Source organism: Marinomonas aquiplantarum, assembly GCF_003314975.1.
Taxonomy (GTDB): Bacteria; Pseudomonadota; Gammaproteobacteria; order Pseudomonadales; family Marinomonadaceae; genus Marinomonas; species Marinomonas aquiplantarum.
This window is the reverse complement of sequence record NZ_QNRF01000003.1, coordinates 423,814-440,121: the sequence shown is the minus strand read 5'-3', so window position 1 is coordinate 440,121 and position 16,308 is coordinate 423,814. Positions and strand designations below refer to the sequence as shown.

15 protein-coding genes are annotated in these 16,308 nt (G+C 43.3%); 11 read left to right on the top strand and 4 right to left on the bottom strand.

What is annotated here, in order from left to right; all coding sequences use genetic code 11:
• The first annotated feature begins 65 nt into the window (after nucleotides 1–65).
• The 10 genes from ndk to DFP76_RS07800 all read left to right on the top strand — a co-directional run bounded on the left by ndk (nucleotide 66) and on the right by DFP76_RS07800 (nucleotide 10,194).
• Complete coding sequence (ndk, locus tag DFP76_RS07845) at nucleotides 66–473, top strand: nucleoside-diphosphate kinase (RefSeq protein ID WP_013796955.1); 408 nt, start codon at nucleotides 66–68, stop codon at nucleotides 471–473.
• A gap of 143 nt (nucleotides 474–616) precedes the next feature.
• Entirely contained in the window at nucleotides 617–1,732 is a 1,116-nt protein-coding gene (rlmN, locus tag DFP76_RS07840) for a dual-specificity RNA methyltransferase RlmN (RefSeq protein WP_113874084.1), read from the top strand.
• A 182-nt stretch (nucleotides 1,733–1,914) separates the two neighbouring features.
• Nucleotides 1,915–2,535, top strand: a complete 621-nt coding sequence (locus DFP76_RS07835; protein WP_245931898.1) for a hypothetical protein — start codon at nucleotides 1,915–1,917, stop codon at nucleotides 2,533–2,535.
• 1 nt (nucleotide 2,536) lies between these two features.
• Nucleotides 2,537–3,706, top strand: coding sequence for a RodZ domain-containing protein (locus DFP76_RS07830; protein WP_245931897.1), 1,170 nt, complete (start codon nucleotides 2,537–2,539; stop codon nucleotides 3,704–3,706).
• Between the two features lie 8 nt (nucleotides 3,707–3,714).
• Complete coding sequence (gene ispG / locus DFP76_RS07825) at nucleotides 3,715–4,827, top strand: flavodoxin-dependent (E)-4-hydroxy-3-methylbut-2-enyl-diphosphate synthase (RefSeq protein WP_113874081.1); 1,113 nt, start codon at nucleotides 3,715–3,717, stop codon at nucleotides 4,825–4,827.
• Between the two features lie 9 nt (nucleotides 4,828–4,836).
• Nucleotides 4,837–6,108, top strand: coding sequence for a histidine--tRNA ligase (hisS, locus tag DFP76_RS07820; RefSeq protein ID WP_113874080.1), 1,272 nt, complete (start codon nucleotides 4,837–4,839; stop codon nucleotides 6,106–6,108).
• A 58-nt stretch (nucleotides 6,109–6,166) separates the two neighbouring features.
• Nucleotides 6,167–6,808, top strand: coding sequence for a YfgM family protein (locus DFP76_RS07815; RefSeq protein WP_113874079.1), 642 nt, complete (start codon nucleotides 6,167–6,169; stop codon nucleotides 6,806–6,808).
• A 2-nt stretch (nucleotides 6,809–6,810) separates the two neighbouring features.
• Nucleotides 6,811–7,944, top strand: a complete 1,134-nt coding sequence (gene bamB / locus DFP76_RS07810; RefSeq protein ID WP_113874078.1) for an outer membrane protein assembly factor BamB — start codon at nucleotides 6,811–6,813, stop codon at nucleotides 7,942–7,944.
• Nucleotides 7,945–8,031: 87 nt separating this feature from the next.
• Nucleotides 8,032–9,372, top strand: coding sequence for a ribosome biogenesis GTPase Der (gene der, locus DFP76_RS07805; protein WP_063332707.1), 1,341 nt, complete (start codon nucleotides 8,032–8,034; stop codon nucleotides 9,370–9,372).
• Nucleotides 9,373–9,579: 207 nt separating this feature from the next.
• On the top strand, nucleotides 9,580–10,194 hold the full coding sequence (locus DFP76_RS07800; protein ID WP_245931896.1) for a hypothetical protein: 615 nt from the start codon (nucleotides 9,580–9,582) through the stop codon (nucleotides 10,192–10,194).
• Between the two features lie 57 nt (nucleotides 10,195–10,251).
• Here DFP76_RS07800 and DFP76_RS07795 read toward each other — a convergent pair whose 3' ends face one another.
• The 3 genes from DFP76_RS07795 to DFP76_RS07785 form a co-directional block, all read right to left on the bottom strand.
• Nucleotides 10,252–12,495: a YgiQ family radical SAM protein gene (locus tag DFP76_RS07795; RefSeq protein ID WP_113874076.1), complete on the bottom strand. Its 2,244-nt coding sequence runs from the start codon at nucleotides 12,493–12,495 to the stop codon at nucleotides 10,252–10,254.
• Between the two features lie 127 nt (nucleotides 12,496–12,622).
• Nucleotides 12,623–13,264 carry a thiopurine S-methyltransferase gene (gene tmpT / locus DFP76_RS07790; protein ID WP_113874075.1) on the bottom strand — a complete coding sequence of 214 codons (642 nt, stop codon included), beginning with the start codon at nucleotides 13,262–13,264 and terminating at the stop codon, nucleotides 12,623–12,625.
• Nucleotides 13,265–13,352: 88 nt separating this feature from the next.
• A complete protein-coding gene (locus DFP76_RS07785; protein WP_113874074.1) occupies nucleotides 13,353–14,234 on the bottom strand; it encodes a LysR family transcriptional regulator in 882 nt (293 codons plus the stop codon).
• 101 nt (nucleotides 14,235–14,335) lie between these two features.
• On the opposite strand from DFP76_RS07785, the gene DFP76_RS07780 reads away from it, so the two are divergent.
• On the top strand, nucleotides 14,336–15,535 hold the full coding sequence (locus DFP76_RS07780) for an MFS transporter (RefSeq protein WP_113874073.1): 1,200 nt from the start codon (nucleotides 14,336–14,338) through the stop codon (nucleotides 15,533–15,535).
• A 69-nt stretch (nucleotides 15,536–15,604) separates the two neighbouring features.
• On the opposite strand, the gene DFP76_RS07775 is transcribed toward DFP76_RS07780, so the two are convergent.
• A complete protein-coding gene (locus DFP76_RS07775) occupies nucleotides 15,605–16,150 on the bottom strand; it encodes a DUF3237 domain-containing protein (RefSeq protein ID WP_113874072.1) in 546 nt (181 codons plus the stop codon).
• Nucleotides 16,151–16,308: the final 158 nt, after the last annotated feature.

Genomic DNA, 16,308 nt, shown 5'->3' with positions numbered 1-16,308 from the left:
TCATGGCTTTTGTGTTTTTTGTCAAACTAGTCATCACCCATAAAAAATTAATTTGGAGTTATACCATGGCGTTAGAACGCACTCTATCTATCATCAAGCCAGATGCGGTTGCTAAAAATGTAATCGGTGAAATCTACACTCGTTTTGAGCGTGCTGGTTTTAAAATTGTTGAAGCGAAAATGATTCAACTTGACGACGAATTGGCTGGCGGTTTTTACGCTGAGCACAAAGAGCGTCCTTTCTACAAAGATTTGGTTGCTTTCATGACCTCTGGTCCTGTTGTGGTTTCTGTTCTTGAAGGTGAAGGTGCGGTTCTTCGTCACCGTGAACTAATGGGCGCAACTAACCCGAAAGAAGCAGCGGCTGGAACATTGCGTGCAGACTACGCAACATCTATCGATGCCAATGCGGTACACGGTTCTGATTCTGTAGAATCAGCAGCTCGTGAAATTGCTTACTTCTTCGGTAAGTAATTGACTGCCTGAGCGATTCGCTCAATGCATTTGGAAAGGCGGGCCTTGGCCCGCTTTTTTACAGAGGCTTCTGAAAAGAAAAATCTTTTCAGAGGCTTTTTTCGTTTACACTTAATGCTATAAATAGCAAGCGATCTGGAATTATGACTGACACCAAAAAAGTAAACCTGCTGGGTTTATCACCAACCAAACTGATTGAATTCTTTGAGTCCATCGGTGAGAAAAAATTTCGTGCCACTCAAGTGATGAAATGGATTCATCAAAAAGGGGCAGAAAGTTTCGATGAAATGACGGATGTTAGTAAGGCGTTACGAGCAAAGTTGGAGACGATTTGTGAAATTCGTGCGCCAGAGGTGGTCTCCCAGAACATCTCTAAAGATGGTACCCGTAAGTGGATTATTCGCACCGAAGGTGGCAAGAATGATTGTGTCGAAACGGTTTTGATTCCTGATGGCGATCGAGCTACTTTATGTGTTTCATCGCAGGTTGGTTGTTCATTAGATTGCAGCTTTTGTTCTACTGGTAAACAAGGGTTTAATCGTAACTTAACGCCTGCTGAAATTATTGGGCAGGTTTGGATCGCGATCAAATCCTTCGGCCCTATGGATCCGAATGGTCCTCGCCGCGTAACTAATGTGGTAATGATGGGGATGGGTGAGCCCTTGATGAACTTCGAGCCTGTGGTCGATGCGATGATTCTAATGATGCACGACAATGCTTATGGCTTGTCAAAGCGTCGAGTGACGTTGAGTACTTCGGGTGTGGTACCTAAAATCTACGAGTTGATTAAGCGCACTGATGTGTCGTTGGCGATTTCATTGCATGCGCCAAATAATCCATTGCGAGATGAATTGGTGCCAATCAACCGTAAATATCCCATTGCTGAGTTATTGGAAGCTTGTCAGCACTATTTGGCCAACTTGCCAGATAAACGCCATATCACGATTGAATATACCTTGATGTCGGGTGTGAATGACAATGAAGAGCAGGCGCATGAATTGGCGGAATTGCTCAAGGATTTGGAGTGTAAGATCAATCTAATTCCATTTAATCCATTCCCGCATTCTGGTTACGAGAAGCCATCAAATAATCGTACACGCCGTTTCCAAAAAATCTTGGCGGATGCGGGTTATACGGTGACAGTACGAACCACTCGTGGTGATGATATTGATGCGGCTTGTGGTCAATTGGTTGGTGATTTTCATGACAAGACGCGCCGCAGTCAGAAATACATTGAGCTTAGAGAAGTAAGTCAATAATAAAATAGATGATTAGAATAGCGGGCATAAAGGATCTGCCTTTGCTAGAGAGATGAGAATAAGACAAGGATGTCTGTATGCTAAAGGTTAAATTGCTCTGGGTGGTTAGTCTGTTATGGCTAAGTGCCTGTTCCCACCATACCTCTTCTTTTCCGGTTGTGCCTTTAACGGATTCTAAGCGTTTGTCCTTAGCGCAAGCCCATTTATTGCTAGGGCAGTGGTCTCTTGCGAAAGAACAGTTAGAGGGCATTTCAAGTGCTGCCCATGGGCGGGAATATTGGCGCTTATTAAGCCTGTATTGGCTAAGTGTTGAAAACTTGGAACAAGCGTTAAAAGTGTCAAAACTGGGCTTGTCATATTACCCTAATGACGGCTTTTTGCTTAATAATTATGGTGTGATATTGGGAACGAAAAAAGAGTGGGAAAAAGCATGCTCTCTTTTTCAGCAGGCAAATGATTTTTCTTTTCCGAAACGCCAATCTGTGCAAATAAATCTTTCTCGATGTGCTTTACGTCAGGAAGATGTAAAATTGGCTGAAAAGCACTTGGATCAAGCAAAAGAAATAGCAGAATTGCCTGTTATAGGTTTGCTGACTGAGCTCAATCTTGTTTTAATACAGGGTAATAATGACAAAGCTCGCATAATTTTTAATAATATCCAAACTTTTGAAAATGTTGCTCTAGGATGGGCACATTTTGACGAGTTCAAATGTTTATCCAAGTATATACATCGACACGTGGATGACGCGGCAAAGTACTCGTATGCGAGTGATTTTACATGCCTCAATGGCTCAAGGTATTGACATGACAACTGATAAACAAATTGACACTCCTTTTGAACAAGAAAAACCAGTAGACGCTCTCGAAACAGACATTGGCCAAACAGACAAAACACCAGAAGAAGAGCCACAAATCACCGCTACTGAAAACGTTACGACAACAGCAGATTTAGATTCCAGTGTTCAAGCGGCACTTCAAGAAGAGCAAGTAGAAGACGCGCCTGTCGAGGAAGAACAGGCTCAGCAAGCATTCACTATGAATATCGGTCAAGCCTTAAGAGAAAAACGTTTGGCGTTAGGGTTTGATGAAAAACAGGTCGCGGCTGAATTAAAGCTTACACAAGATCAAGTTAAAGCAATGGAAGAGAACAATTTCAGTTTCTTCCGCTCGATTACCTTCACACGAGGTTTCCTCAAAAGTTACAGTCGTCTTTTGGAGCTGGATGCAAAAGACGTATTAAGTGCGTTTGATGAGCAGCAACAAGTCTCTAAGCCGAGTATCGAACCGGTTGATACGGTTGTTCACAAACAATCTCATCTAGGTGACCCCATTGTTATTTTTGTGTCCGTGGTTATTGTCGCGGTATTGGTATTTTTTGTATTTTGGTGGCCGTCACAAAGTTCAGATGATGCGGCGACAAGTGATGCGGCCGCTGCTCAGGTAGAAAGTCCTGACGTTATTCAATCCGCGTCACCTGAGCCAGAACCGGAAGTGGTTGCAACAGAATCAGCTGAACCTTTAGAAGAGACTGACGTACAAGAGTCCACGATTGTTGATGATGCTCCAACGCCTGCGCAAGAGTCTCAAAGTTTATCTGATGATCAAGTCGTAACAGGCTTGTCTCCTGAAACCGTCGCTTTATTAGAAGAAGCCGGTGTTAGCCCAGAAGATGTGGTGAAGGCGAGCCAAGAGCCAGTCAAAGAGGTTGAAGATACACCAGCACAACCTTTTTATCTGGATGATGTGCAGATTACCTTTAGTGAAGACTGCTGGACCGAGATTCGTGATAGTACGGGCAAAATTCTATTCTCTGGTGTGAAAGCGGCCGGTAGTGAGTTGAATCTATCGGGAGAGGCTCCATATCGAGTAGTGTTTGGTTACTCAAGAGGGGTTTCCTCTTTGAAGTACAAAGGCCAAGAGTTTGATTTTTCATCTTATGTTCGTAAAGATTTGGCTCGTTTTGAGCTCAAGTAGAGACATTTATGCATTTTGAATCACCTATTAAACGCCGTCAATCACGCCAAATTATGGTGGGTGATGTGCCGGTTGGCGGTGGTGCGCCAATCAGTGTTCAGAGTATGACCAATACGGAAACCTGTGATGTTGATGCCACCGTTGCTCAAATAAGAGCGATTGCGGATGCTGGCGCCGATATTGTTCGAGTATCTGTTCCTTCTATGGATGCCGCTGAAGCCTTTAAGCGAATTCGTGAAGAAGTGTCTATTCCATTGGTCGCTGACATTCATTTTGATTATAAAATCGCTTTGAAAGTCGCTGAATATGGGGTGGATTGTTTGCGTATTAACCCGGGAAACATTGGTAACAAAGACCGAGTTCGAGCGGTTGTTGATTGCGCACGTGATAAAAATATTCCGATCCGAATCGGGGTTAATGCAGGCTCTCTTGAAAAAGACTTGCAGAAAAAATACGGTGAACCGACCCCTGATGCGCTGGTTGAATCGGCTTTTCGTCAAATTCAATATTTTGATGAGTTGGACTTTCATGAATACAAATTGAGCTTAAAAGCATCTGATATTTTTATGACGGTCGAAGCCTACCGTAAAATAGCGTCTCAAATTGATAATCCATTGCATTTAGGGATTACAGAGGCGGGTGGGTTGCGTTCTGGTACAGTGAAATCGTCCATCGGTCTAGGTTTGTTATTAATGGATGGCATTGGTGATACCTTAAGGGTTTCATTGGCCGCCGATCCAGTTCAAGAAATTAAAGTCGGTTGGGATATGCTACGCAGCTTAAAATTGCGTAGCCGCGGTATTAACTTTATTGCTTGTCCAAGCTGTTCACGTCAGAATTTTGATGTGATTAAAACCATGAATGAATTGGAAGAGCGTTTAGAAGACGTCACCATTCCAATGGATGTTGCTGTGATTGGTTGCATTGTTAATGGTCCAGGTGAAGCAAAAGAAGCTGACATAGGTTTGACGGGTGGTACGCCAAATAATTTGATTTACCAAGATGGTAAACCTGACAGTAAAACCAAAAATGTTTCCCTAGTAGATGATTTAGAGAAGAAGATTCGTGAGAAAGCCGTTCTAAAAGAACAGGAAATGGCTAATATCATTGTGAAAAATTAAGGATCCATAGTGGCTCGTAAAATTCAAGCGATCAGAGGAATGAATGACATTCTACCTGATCAATCATCCGTCTGGCTCTACTTAGAGAAGACAGTTGCCGATGTGGTTAAATCCTACGGCTATCAACAAATTCGTTTCCCTATTGTTGAAAACACGGAATTATTTAAACGTGGTGTTGGTGAAACGACCGATATTGTTGAAAAAGAAATGTACACCTTTGACGACCGTAACGGTGAGTCACTCACTTTGCGCCCTGAAGGTACGGCCAGTTGTGTACGTGCAGCGGATCAAGCGGGATTATTGTTTAATCAGGTGCAGCGTCTTTGGTATACCGGCCCTATGTTCCGTTATGAACGTCCACAAAAAGGGCGTTATCGTCAGTTTCATCAAATTGGCGTTGAGTCTTTTGGAATGGCCAGTGCGGACATCGATGCAGAATTAATCGTGTTATCTGCAAAGCTGTGGAAACAACTAGGCCTAATCGAGCATGTTGAACTGCAGCTTAATACCATTGGTCTGGCATCTGAGCGCGAAGCGTTTAAAGCTAACTTAGTGGAATATCTGACTGAATATAAAGATCAGTTGGATGAGGACAGTCAACGTCGTTTGACAACGAATCCTTTGCGCATATTGGATTCAAAAGATGCAAAGACACAAGAAATACTGAAAAATGCTCCAAGCTTGGACGACTTTATTGGTGAAGAATCACGCGCCCACTTTGATCGTTTACAGGCAATTTTAACAGCCAATAACGTTCCCTTTGTGATTAATAATAGTCTGGTTCGAGGCTTAGATTATTATGGGAAAACGGTCTTTGAGTGGGTAACAACACATTTGGGCGCCCAAGCAACGATCTGTGCCGGTGGGCGATACGATGGTTTGGTCGAACAGTTGGGTGGTAAAGCCACGCCAGCCGTTGGTTTTGCAATGGGTGTTGAACGTTTAATTTTGCTACTGGAAACCCTTGATTTGGTTCCAGAAGTAGCGAAATACCAAACAGACGTTTTCATGATCAGCTTAGGTGAAGAAGCTGAGTTGGCGTCTACTGTGTTGGCTGAAAAAATCCGTGAAGCAAATCCAGATAGGGTTGTATTGCGTCATTGTGGCGGCGGTAACTTTAAAAACCAAATGAAGAAAGCCGATCGTTCTGGCGCAGCAATGACGGTAATTATAGGGCAAGATGAAGTCGATCAAGGTATCTGTCAGGTGAAGCAGATGCGAACGGGTGAACAGGTGCCTTGCTCAATTGATGAATTGCCACGTTATATAGCGTCGCTATAACCTTTTTTAAATTAAGTCTTATCCTGCTTTTTGCAGGCTTTGTATGAGGAAGTAAGAAGTGTCTGAATTAAAGACGGAAGAAGAACAAATCGAAGCTTTTAAGGCTTGGTGGAAAAAGAATGGTACTGCCTTGGTTGTCGTAGTCGCGGTTGCTGTAGGTGGTTATTTTGGCTTTCAAGCTTGGAAGAATAGCCAAGAAGCGCATTTAAGCGAAGCTTCTGCTTTATACCAAAACCTAGTGGAAGCGGCCGCTAATTTGGACGATGAAAATAATCAGAAGACAGTGAGTTTTATCGCCAAACAGTTGTCTGAAGATTACAGTGATACCGGTTATGCCATGTTTGGCCAATTGTTTTTGGCGCGTGTAGATGCGGAGCAAGGTAATTATGATGACGCGGTTAGTGCATTAGAGTTGGCGATAAAAGAAACAGAAGACGCATCTTTTGTGGCCATTGCAAATTTGAGAATTGCTCGCTTGTTATTGCAAAAAGGCGATTTTGACGCGGCCATGAGTCGTGCTCAATTGGTGACCGAGCCTGAGTACCTTGCACAGCAACAAGAAGTGATTGGTGATATTTACTTGCAGCAAGGAATGCGTGATGACGCTCGTACTGCTTATGAAAAAGCCAGTGAAGCACTTGGAGCAGGTGTCAATCATCCTCTGCTTGATATTAAACTTCAGGACTTAGTAAAAGGTTAATAATGAAAAAGTCTCTTTTTCTGCTGTTATTATCTGCCGTTATTATTCAAGGGTGTTCCAATGCTCGCCCTAATTTACCCGATTTGCCGAGTCTTTCAAATGAAGTCGACCTTCATAAAGATTGGCGAACCAGTGTGGATGGTAACTTTGGTGAAACCAGTGAGCGTTTCAGTCTAGTTGCTGAGAATGATAAGCTTTATTTTGTTACGGATCAGGGAACACTTTATACCTTGAACCAAGCGGATGGCGATGAAATACATGAAATTGAGACAGGCTATGCTCCTAGTTCAGGTGTGACATTACAAGGTGACTCAATTTATTTTGGCACTTATGATGCTCAGTTGGTGGCGGTGTCGCTAACGAATAAGTCCGTTCTTTGGGAAAAGAGTTTGAGTTCAGAAGTGTTGTCGGAAGCGGCTTATGCCGCAGGTAAGATCGCTATTCAAACGGCAGATGGCTGGTTGAATGTGCTAGAGGCCGATTCGGGTAATACATTGTGGCGTGCCAAACAAGACTTGCCTGCTTTGACGGTGCGCGGTACCAGCTCACCTGTCATTGCAAATGGTAAAGTCGTCGCGGGCTTTGCTGATGGTCAAGTGAAAGCGTTTTCTCTTCAATCAGGTGAAGAACTTTGGTCGTATGCTGCTGGCAAGCCAGAAGGGCGTTATGAAATTGAACGCTTAAGTGACGTGGATGGTCGCTTAGTAGTGAAAGATAATGTGGTTTATGCTGTCGCTTATAATGGCACTCTTGTCGCGTTGGCATTAGAAACAGGTCGACCACTTTGGCAACGTAATATTGCTAGTTCCGTTGGTGTGGCGGTGAATGGCGAATTATTGGTTGCTGTTGATATGAAAAGCAATGTGATTGCATTAAACGCTAAGAATGGCTCTGAAGTATGGAAGAATTCAGATTTATTGGATAGAGACCTAATTTCACCGGAGTTCTTTGGTGATTATGTGGCATTAATGGATCGCGCAGGTTATGTGCATTTAATCGATTTGGGAACGGGTGCTGTGATGGCTCGAGAGTTGGCCAATGAAAAAAATGTGGCGCCAGGAAGTCGCATGCTGGCTCATAAAAAGCAGCTGTTCATATTAACACCAGACTCGGATGTGACTTCTCTTACGTATTGAGGTTAAGTTCGAACAATTGTGATTTTGTAAGGGGCTGCCATCGCTAAATTGGGATGGCGGCCACTTTCTATTTATAAAGGTAAAAAAATGATACCAGTAATTGCATTGGTAGGTAGACCCAATGTTGGCAAATCCACTTTGTTTAATCAGCTGACACGTTCACGTGATGCGTTGGTGGCAGATTATCCAGGCTTAACCCGTGACCGTAAATACGGTGATGGCAAAGTCGGTGGTCATGAGTTTATTGTTATTGATACTGGTGGTATCAGTGGTGATGAGCAGGGCATTGATGAAAAAATGGCACGCCAGTCTTTATTGGCAATCGAAGAAGCTGACTCTGTGTTATTTCTTGTGGATGGCCGCCATGGTTTGAATCCAGCTGATGAAATGATCGCGAATCACCTTCGCCGTTCTAGCAAGCCTGTCACCTTGGTCGTAAATAAGACGGATGGCATCAATGAAGACATCGCCTTAGCGGATTTTTATTCGTTAGGATTCGGTGAGTTACAACCTATTGCAGCAGCCCATGGTAAAGGGGTGCATGTGTTAATTGATCATGTGATGTTGCCGTTTGCCGAACAAGTAGAAGAAGCACGAAATCAAATTGATTTAGATTCTCGTGGTATTCGTATTGGTGTGGTTGGTCGTCCAAATGTTGGTAAATCCACCTTGGTTAACCGTATGTTAGGCGAAGACCGAGTGGTCGTTTATGACATGCCGGGCACAACACGTGACAGTGTCTACATTCCTTACTTACGTCATGATAAAGAATACACTTTGATTGATACCGCGGGGATTCGTCGACGTAAGCATGTGAAGGAAGCGGTTGAAAAGTTCTCCATTGTGAAGACCCTTCAAGCTATCCAAGATGCCAATGTGGTGATTGTGGTCATTGACTCACATGAAGACTTGGTTGAGCAGGATCTTCATATGATAGGGTATGTTTTGGACGCGGGTCGTGGAGTCGTCATCGCCATTAACAAGTGGGATGGTCTCCAAAAAGATGAGCGCGAGCACATTAAAAGTGAAGTTGAACGTCGATTAGGCTTTGTACCATACGCAAAAGTGCATTACATCTCGGCTCTACATGGTACGGCGGTAGGTGACTTGTATGACACCATTGAGACGACTTATGAGTCTTGCTATGCGAAATGGTCTACAAATCGTCTGACACGCATATTAGAAGATGCGGTTTCTGAGCATCAACCTCCTATGGTAAACAGTCGTCGTATAAAACTACGCTATGCACACCAAGGTGGGTCGAATCCTCCTCGTATTGTTGTACATGGAAATCAGGTGAATTCCTTGCCTGGCAGTTATAAGCGTTATTTGGAAAATAAGTTTCGCTCAGTTTTGAAAATAACAGGTACTCCTATTATTTTTGAATTCAAATCGTCCGATAACCCATTTGCACCCAAGAAAAAATAGGGTCAATGTTGTTTTAAAAGTCCTCTGCTTTGTTCGCATCGCAGGGGATTTTTTATATATAGCGGTTCACTATTTACTGCTTTATTCCCTTTTTTGTATAAATGAAATCATTAAAGGATGAATCTAGTAATAACCGTGTCATTTAAGTGTGCTACGTCGAATTTTCACTTTTTTTTCATTAGTATCTCGACATCTATTGTGGGGTACATGATGTTATTTTTACGTGGTTTTCTTTATCTACTTTTAGTGTCGGTGGTTGCTCAGCTCATTTCTTTGGAAGGTTATGAAATGCTATCGGCTGCTGAATACAGTGAGCATTCAGTCACAGAGCATTTGCAAGATGTGATGTCTTTCTTAAGTTTTGTGTTGTTTTTATATGTGTCTCGTCACTCCGAGCCGATGAAGATTGCGACCACTTTGTTAGCCGCGCTGATGGCGATGATGTTTGTTCGAGAATCCGATTCTCTGCTTGATCACTATGTTTTTGATGGGGCTTGGCAAACGGTTGTTTTATTTATTCTTGGGTGTGTTGTTGTGTTCCTATGGGGGCAATTTAAAGCCATTTACCCTTCTATGAAGGAATACGCCAAACACGCTAGTTTTGGTACGTTTTTAGCTGGGTTTGTGACCATCTTAGGGTTTTCTCGCTTGATGGGGCGTGGCTCATTTTGGGAAGCCGTCATGGGCGATGCGTACATGCGGGTGGTAAAAAACATAGTGGAGGAAGGTATTGAGACCCTTGGTTATACCTTGATTTTTATCTCTGCTATGGAATTGGCGTTAGCTTGTCGTCGTCAACAAAGAAAAGCGTTAGCCCATTAAGAAGTGAGTATTAAGAATTTAAAATCCCCTAGGGCTTTAGGGCCCTAGGGGATTTTTTTATTTTGTTCTACTGGAAGCGCGTTTTTTATTCGGCTGATTGCCTGTTTTTGGTCTCGCACCAGGCTTGTTTTTATTCGCCTTGTTACGGGCTTTTTCAGCGGCGGCATTTTTACTGATTGTCGGTCGGTTGGACGTATGGGATGCGCCCGTTTTTTGCCCTGGTTTGGCGTTTTTGGGTCTTCGTGGAACACGTTTGTCTTGCTCGGCTGGCGGTACAAGTTTGTTGTCACCATGACCAATTAAGTCGGCGCGACCCATTTTAATTAGAGTGTCACGAAGTCCTTGCCAGTTACTTGAGTCGTGGTAACGGAGAAAGCCTTTTTGAACACGTCGTTGTTCATAATCTTTCGGGGTATAAACGTCTTCACTTTTATAGGTCACTTGTTTTAACGGGTTCTTACCAGAGTGGTACATGGCCGTCGCTAGTGACATTGGAGATGGGTAAAAGGTTTGTACCTGATCTGGTTTAAAGTCGTTAGTTTTTAGCCAAACTGCTAGGTTCATCATGTCTTCATCTGAGCTGCCCGGGTGAGCGGCAATGAAATAGGGAATCAGGTGCTGTTTTTTGCCTGCTTCTTTGGAGTATTTATCAAACATGCGTTTGAAGCGGTCATAGGTTCCCATGCCAGGCTTCATCATTTTTGAAAGGGTGCCAGCCTCTGAGTGCTCAGGTGCAATTTTTAGCAGTCCGCCCACATGATGTGTCACCAATTCCCGAACGTATTCAGGGTCTTCCACGGCCAAATCATAGCGCAGACCTGAGGCAATCGAGACGGTATGAATGCCTTCGATAGCACGTGTCTTACGGTATAACTGAGTCGTTGGACTATGGTCTGTGTTTAAATTTGAACAAATCGTAGGGTAAACACAAGACAGTTTACGGCATGAAGCCTGAACCTCATCATCATTACAGTTCAAGGTATACATGTTTGATGTTGGTCCACCTAGGTCGGAGATATGACCTGTGAAACCTGGCACTTTGGCTTTGATGTCTTCGATTTCATTTAGGATGGATTCATGAGATCGCGACTGAATCACCCGACCTTCATGCTCCGTGATGGAGCAAAAAGTACAGCCACCAAAACAACCTCGCATAATGTTAATGGAGGTTTTGATCATGTCGTAAGCTGGAATTCGGGCTTTTTTGTATTTTGGATGCGGAACCCGAGCGTAGGGTAAGTCAAATACCCCGTCCATTTCATCTGTTTCCAATGGAATCGGTGGCGGGTTTACCCAGATTTCTTTTTTGCCATGCTTTTGAATTAAAGCCCTTGCGTTATGTGGGTTGGACTCTAAATGTAAAATACGTGATGTATGTGCATATAACACAGGGTCTTTTGAGACTTTTTCAAAAGAAGGCAGACGAATATAGGTTGTTTCGGGATCCAGCTTTTCGCCTCGACGAAGTGGTGCTGGAATGACGCGAATAGGCATCACATCTTGCTCTTCTTCGGTTTGGCATTTGCCTTCAGGAATATACTCATAAGGGCTGTAGATCTTGTCAATCTGACCGGGCCAATCAACTCGTGTTGAATCAATCTCAGTAAAGCCACCTGGAGGCGCATCTCTAACAATCGTTGTACCGCGTATGTTTTTGAGTTGATTTAAGGTTTTACCCATGGCCAATTCATGGGTAACGTCTAGCATGGCGCGTTCAGCGTTGCCGTACAATAAAATGTCGGCAGTGGAATCAATCAATACTGAACGGCGAACTTCATTGCTCCAATAATCATATTGCGCAATACGACGTAAACTGGCTTCAATGCCTCCGATCATAACAGGCACATCATTGAAGGCTTCTTTACAGCGTTGTGAATAAACAATGACCGCACGATCTGGACGCTTCCCGCCCTCACCATAAGGTGTATAAGCATCATCATTTCGTACTTTAAGGTCTGCCGTATAGCGGTTAATCATGGAGTCCATGTTGCCCGCAGTAACACCAAAGTACAGGTTAGGACGGCCAAGGCGCATGAAGTCCTCGGTATTTCGCCAGTTCGGTTGGTCTATGATGCCAACTCGGTAACCTTTTGATTCTAATAAGCGACCCAATACCGCCATGCCAAAGCTTGGGTGATCAACATAGGCATCTCCTGTGACAATGATGACATCACAGCTGTCCCATCCCAAGGCATCCATTTCTTCTCGAGTCGTGGGTAGGAAAGGAGATACGCCATAGCATTCAGCCCAATATGCTGGATATGAGAATAAATGCTGGGCGGTTTTGTGTCGTTTGATCATGGTTTGCTCTTGCTAGGTGAATCGCTGGACATCATTATGAGCGTGTCATAATTTAGCCTTATATAATGTGCGGCATTATCCCAGAAAACCACTCAGGTAAACAGCCTTTGCTGATAAGGAAGTTGAGTTAATTTTGATCAATGTGCCAAACGCTTTCTTCAAATGAAGTATAGCTACCGTCACGATAGTCTGGGTTGGTTTCCATAAGATTTTCCGATGCTAGTTTTTTAATGTCAGTGCCCCAAAGTTGAATCACTTCTTTCTCTGCAACTGAGAATGGCGGGCCTTTTTTATCGCCTTGGTATTGCAGCGTTATGAGCAATACAAAAGCTTTTTGTGACAATCTTTGTAGGGTGTGTTGAACGTATTTTTCTCTTACATTTTGAGGCATTGCGACCATCGCAGCGCGATCATAACAAGCATCAAACCCTTGTTCGTTAAAGTCAAAATAGTCACCCTCGATGAGTCTAATTGGTAGCTCATTGACTGTATGTATCTTGAGATTGCCTTGTTGAAGGGTTTCGTAGGTTAAATCGTTATCCCCAATAAACTCAATAATGGCAAGGGAAGATAACTCCACGCCTGTTACCTGATAGCCTTGTTCAGCTAACCAAATCATGTCATTAGTTTTACCACAAAGAGGAACAAGCACCTTGCTTTGTTTGGCTAGAATTGGCCAATAATCCACTAATTTGGGGTTAATGCCTTCTTGGTGAAAGCCAATACGACCGGTTTGCCAGCGCTCTAACCAAAAATCATTGGTAATCATATAGACCTCTCGAACAAAATGGTTGGCTTTTATTATAGGCCATTTTGTCGGCAGTTTAATGTGTGAAATTACTAGGCAATTTGTAAATTCATGAGACAGATTTTCCTTGCTGGCAGACAAAATCCAGAAACGCCTGATTGGCTTTAGATAAGTAACCGTCTTTTCGCCAAGCAATGTTTAAATCTAACCAGATGGGAGGATCAAATGATCGGGTAATCAGCTGATCGTCGTCTTCGATTACCATGGACAGCATGGTTGAAATACCAAAACCCTGTTTGGTGATGGATTTGATGAGGGGAATCAGATTTGTTTCAAATCCTATGTTTGGCTTGAGCCCAGCTTTCTCTGCAAGTTTGTCGACAATGCGGCGGTGAAAAAAGCCTTCTTTGAACATCACCAGTTCTTCATTAAAGAACGCCGCTGGAGTGACCTTGTTAAGTTGACTAAAAGGGTGGTCTTTGGCGACGACGACTCGCATTTCTTCTTCTAATAAATGTTCTGCCTGTAGGCTGGCGGGTAAGGTTTCAGCCACAATGACACTGAGGTCCAGTTCGCCTTTTTCCAGCATCTTCTGCAATTGCCAAGTACCACCTTCGATGACTTTAAGGGTAATACTGGGGTAACGGTTACGAAACGCCATCAGAATAGGAGGGAAATAATACGAACCAAGCATGCTCGGAATACCAACTCGGACTTCTCCTTGAGTGAGCCCGTTTAATTCTGACATTTCTAAGATGGCTTCATCTGTTGCTTGAACAATTCTTTTCGCGTGCTGATAGAGCTTGTTGCCCTCGTCTGTCAAACAGACATGACGATCTGCTCGATGAATGAGGGTTAAGCCTAACTCTTGCTCCAATTTTTTAATGGCCATACTCACCGCTGGTTGAGCGACTCCCAGTTGCTGAGCAGCTTTGGTAAAGCTGGCGGTTTCTGCAATGCAGACAAGGTAACGAAGCGGTTTTATGTCCATCAATAACTCTTATGGATTGGATAAGTTAGATATATTTTATTGATAAATTGTCTAGGCGTATAGTGACGTTTCGGTTGAACTTAGATTAAGGTGAGGTGAGTGTGATTGAAGTTGGTAGTCGTTTATTCTGGCGAGGTACGCTGGCGTTGGTGATTGGCTCTTTTATGATTTTTGCCAATGTGTACGTTACTCAGCCTTTATTACCCATGATTGCAAAAACGTTTTCAATTAGCCCTTTGCAAGCCAGCGCCAGTTTCACCATTACAACATTGACCTTGGGCATCTCACTGTTATTTTATGGGCCTATTTCTGACGCCTTGGGGCGAAAAGGCATCATGGTTTTTACCATGGTGGGGATTACCTTAACGACAGCGTGTTTGTCTCAGGTTCAGCAATATGAACAACTGCTTGCACTGCGAGCGTTGCAAGGCTTTTTCTTGGCAGGGTTGCCGGCCATTGCGGTAGCGTATTTAGGAGACGAATATACGCCGGATGCTTTGATGGTGGCAGTCGGGTTGTACATCAGTGGTAATACCTTAGGGGGAATTGGTGGTCGCCTAATAGGAGGTTTTACGGGTGAATGGCTTGGTTATTCTGCTACGTTTTCGGTGATGGCGGTCATCAGTCTGGTTTGTTTATTGGCTTTTTATTTTCTTTTACCTTCTTCACAACATTTTGAATCGAAACCACTGCGTGTGGGCCTTATTTGGCAGAATATCAAAAGTCATTTGCATAATCGTCGGTTGTTAACCTGTTACCTGATTGGCGGTTTTAGCTTTTTTATTTTTATCAATCAATACAGCTACGTTACCTTTGTGTTGGAAGCTGAGCCTTATCACTTGTCGCCTAAATTTGTTGGTTTACTCTTCTTGACCTATTTATCTGGCACTCTAGGTTCTGCTATTTCAGGTAAGTTAGCGAAACGCTATGCTCAGGCCAATATATTAGTGCTGGGGACCTGTATTTTCATGTTTGGGTCTTTGGTGACGCTGGGAAGTTCCATTTGGATGATTTTGATCGGTTTATTGATTAACAGTTTTGGTTTCTTCTTATGTCATTCAACGGCCAGTAGTTTTGTTAGTCGTCATGCTAAGCATGCTAAAGCCAGTGCTTCCTCCTTGTATCTCGTGTTCTATTATTTGGGAGCAAGTCTGGGGGGCTTTTATCTGGACCCTTTCTGGCAATACAGTGGATGGACTGGTGTTATTATCGGTTCCTGGATTATTTTAGGGTTTGTGGTATTGGCAGGTATGAGCTTGGTTCGCTTTAAAGCATCGTCGCTTAGTCATGAAGTGAGTTGATTTAAAAACACTATATAGAATACATCGGGAAAGGTGAGCGCCATATTTAAGACATGGCGCTCTATGGTGTTAAAGTAGCTCCCAAACTCGAATAATGACAGCTGGATTGGTGGCGTAATCTTTGGCTCGTTCTAAAGTGCCTAAGAATACAGCTTGATTCATCCATTCATAAGGACTATCAATTGGAGCCTCAAAACTCAGCACGCTTTTAGCATATCGATTACGAGGATTAGCGTCGGTTGGTCGAGGTACGGTAAGCACCTTGTTATGAACATAAATAACGTAACCATCGTCCGTTTTTAATGCATATCTGGCATCTAGCTCTTTGCTTCCGTCTGGGCGAGTTAGTTGCCAATCTCCACCGCCTGGAATGACTGTGCCATTTAATCGAGGGCCTTCAAACTCGCCTCCAGTAATCCACACGATGCCACGGTTACCGTACTTACTGTTACCAACAATGGGACGGTTTTGGTCTATTGTGACACGGGATTCATATACAAATTTGGTTTGAAATCGTTCGTCTCGGTTTGGATCTTGTCCAGTGGCATGAAGAACAGAGCTAAATAGCAAACAGACTATTGTCGCAAAGGTTAAATGGCTAAGGGATGTAGGCATGGTATTACTCCTTGTTATTATTTTCTTGTCTTATCCATGAGTTGGATTTCAGTAGGTTACTAAACTGATTCATTATTGAATAATTGCTATTTGAGATAGGGAATTGGTTTTTTAGATATTCATAGAAGCGACCTTGATGAATTGTTAAGCTGCTTCTT

Excerpts from the sequence above, each read along its gene's own strand:
- ndk (WP_013796955.1), top strand. The coding sequence starts at position 66 with ATGGCGTTAGAACGCACTCTATCTATCATCAAGCCAGATGCGGTTGCT.
- rlmN (WP_113874084.1), top strand. The coding sequence starts at position 617 with ATGACTGACACCAAAAAAGTAAACCTGCTGGGTTTATCACCAACCAAA.
- DFP76_RS07830 (WP_245931897.1), top strand. The coding sequence starts at position 2,537 with ATGACAACTGATAAACAAATTGACACTCCTTTTGAACAAGAAAAACCA.
- ispG (WP_113874081.1), top strand. The coding sequence starts at position 3,715 with ATGCATTTTGAATCACCTATTAAACGCCGTCAATCACGCCAAATTATG.
- bamB (WP_113874078.1), top strand. The coding sequence starts at position 6,811 with ATGAAAAAGTCTCTTTTTCTGCTGTTATTATCTGCCGTTATTATTCAA.
- der (WP_063332707.1), top strand. The coding sequence starts at position 8,032 with ATGATACCAGTAATTGCATTGGTAGGTAGACCCAATGTTGGCAAATCC.
- DFP76_RS07800 (WP_245931896.1), top strand. The coding sequence starts at position 9,580 with ATGATGTTATTTTTACGTGGTTTTCTTTATCTACTTTTAGTGTCGGTG.
- DFP76_RS07795 (WP_113874076.1), bottom strand. The coding sequence starts at position 12,495 with ATGATCAAACGACACAAAACCGCCCAGCATTTATTCTCATATCCAGCA.
- tmpT (WP_113874075.1), bottom strand. The coding sequence starts at position 13,264 with ATGATTACCAATGATTTTTGGTTAGAGCGCTGGCAAACCGGTCGTATT.
- DFP76_RS07785 (WP_113874074.1), bottom strand. The coding sequence starts at position 14,234 with ATGGACATAAAACCGCTTCGTTACCTTGTCTGCATTGCAGAAACCGCC.
- DFP76_RS07775 (WP_113874072.1), bottom strand. The coding sequence starts at position 16,150 with ATGCCTACATCCCTTAGCCATTTAACCTTTGCGACAATAGTCTGTTTG.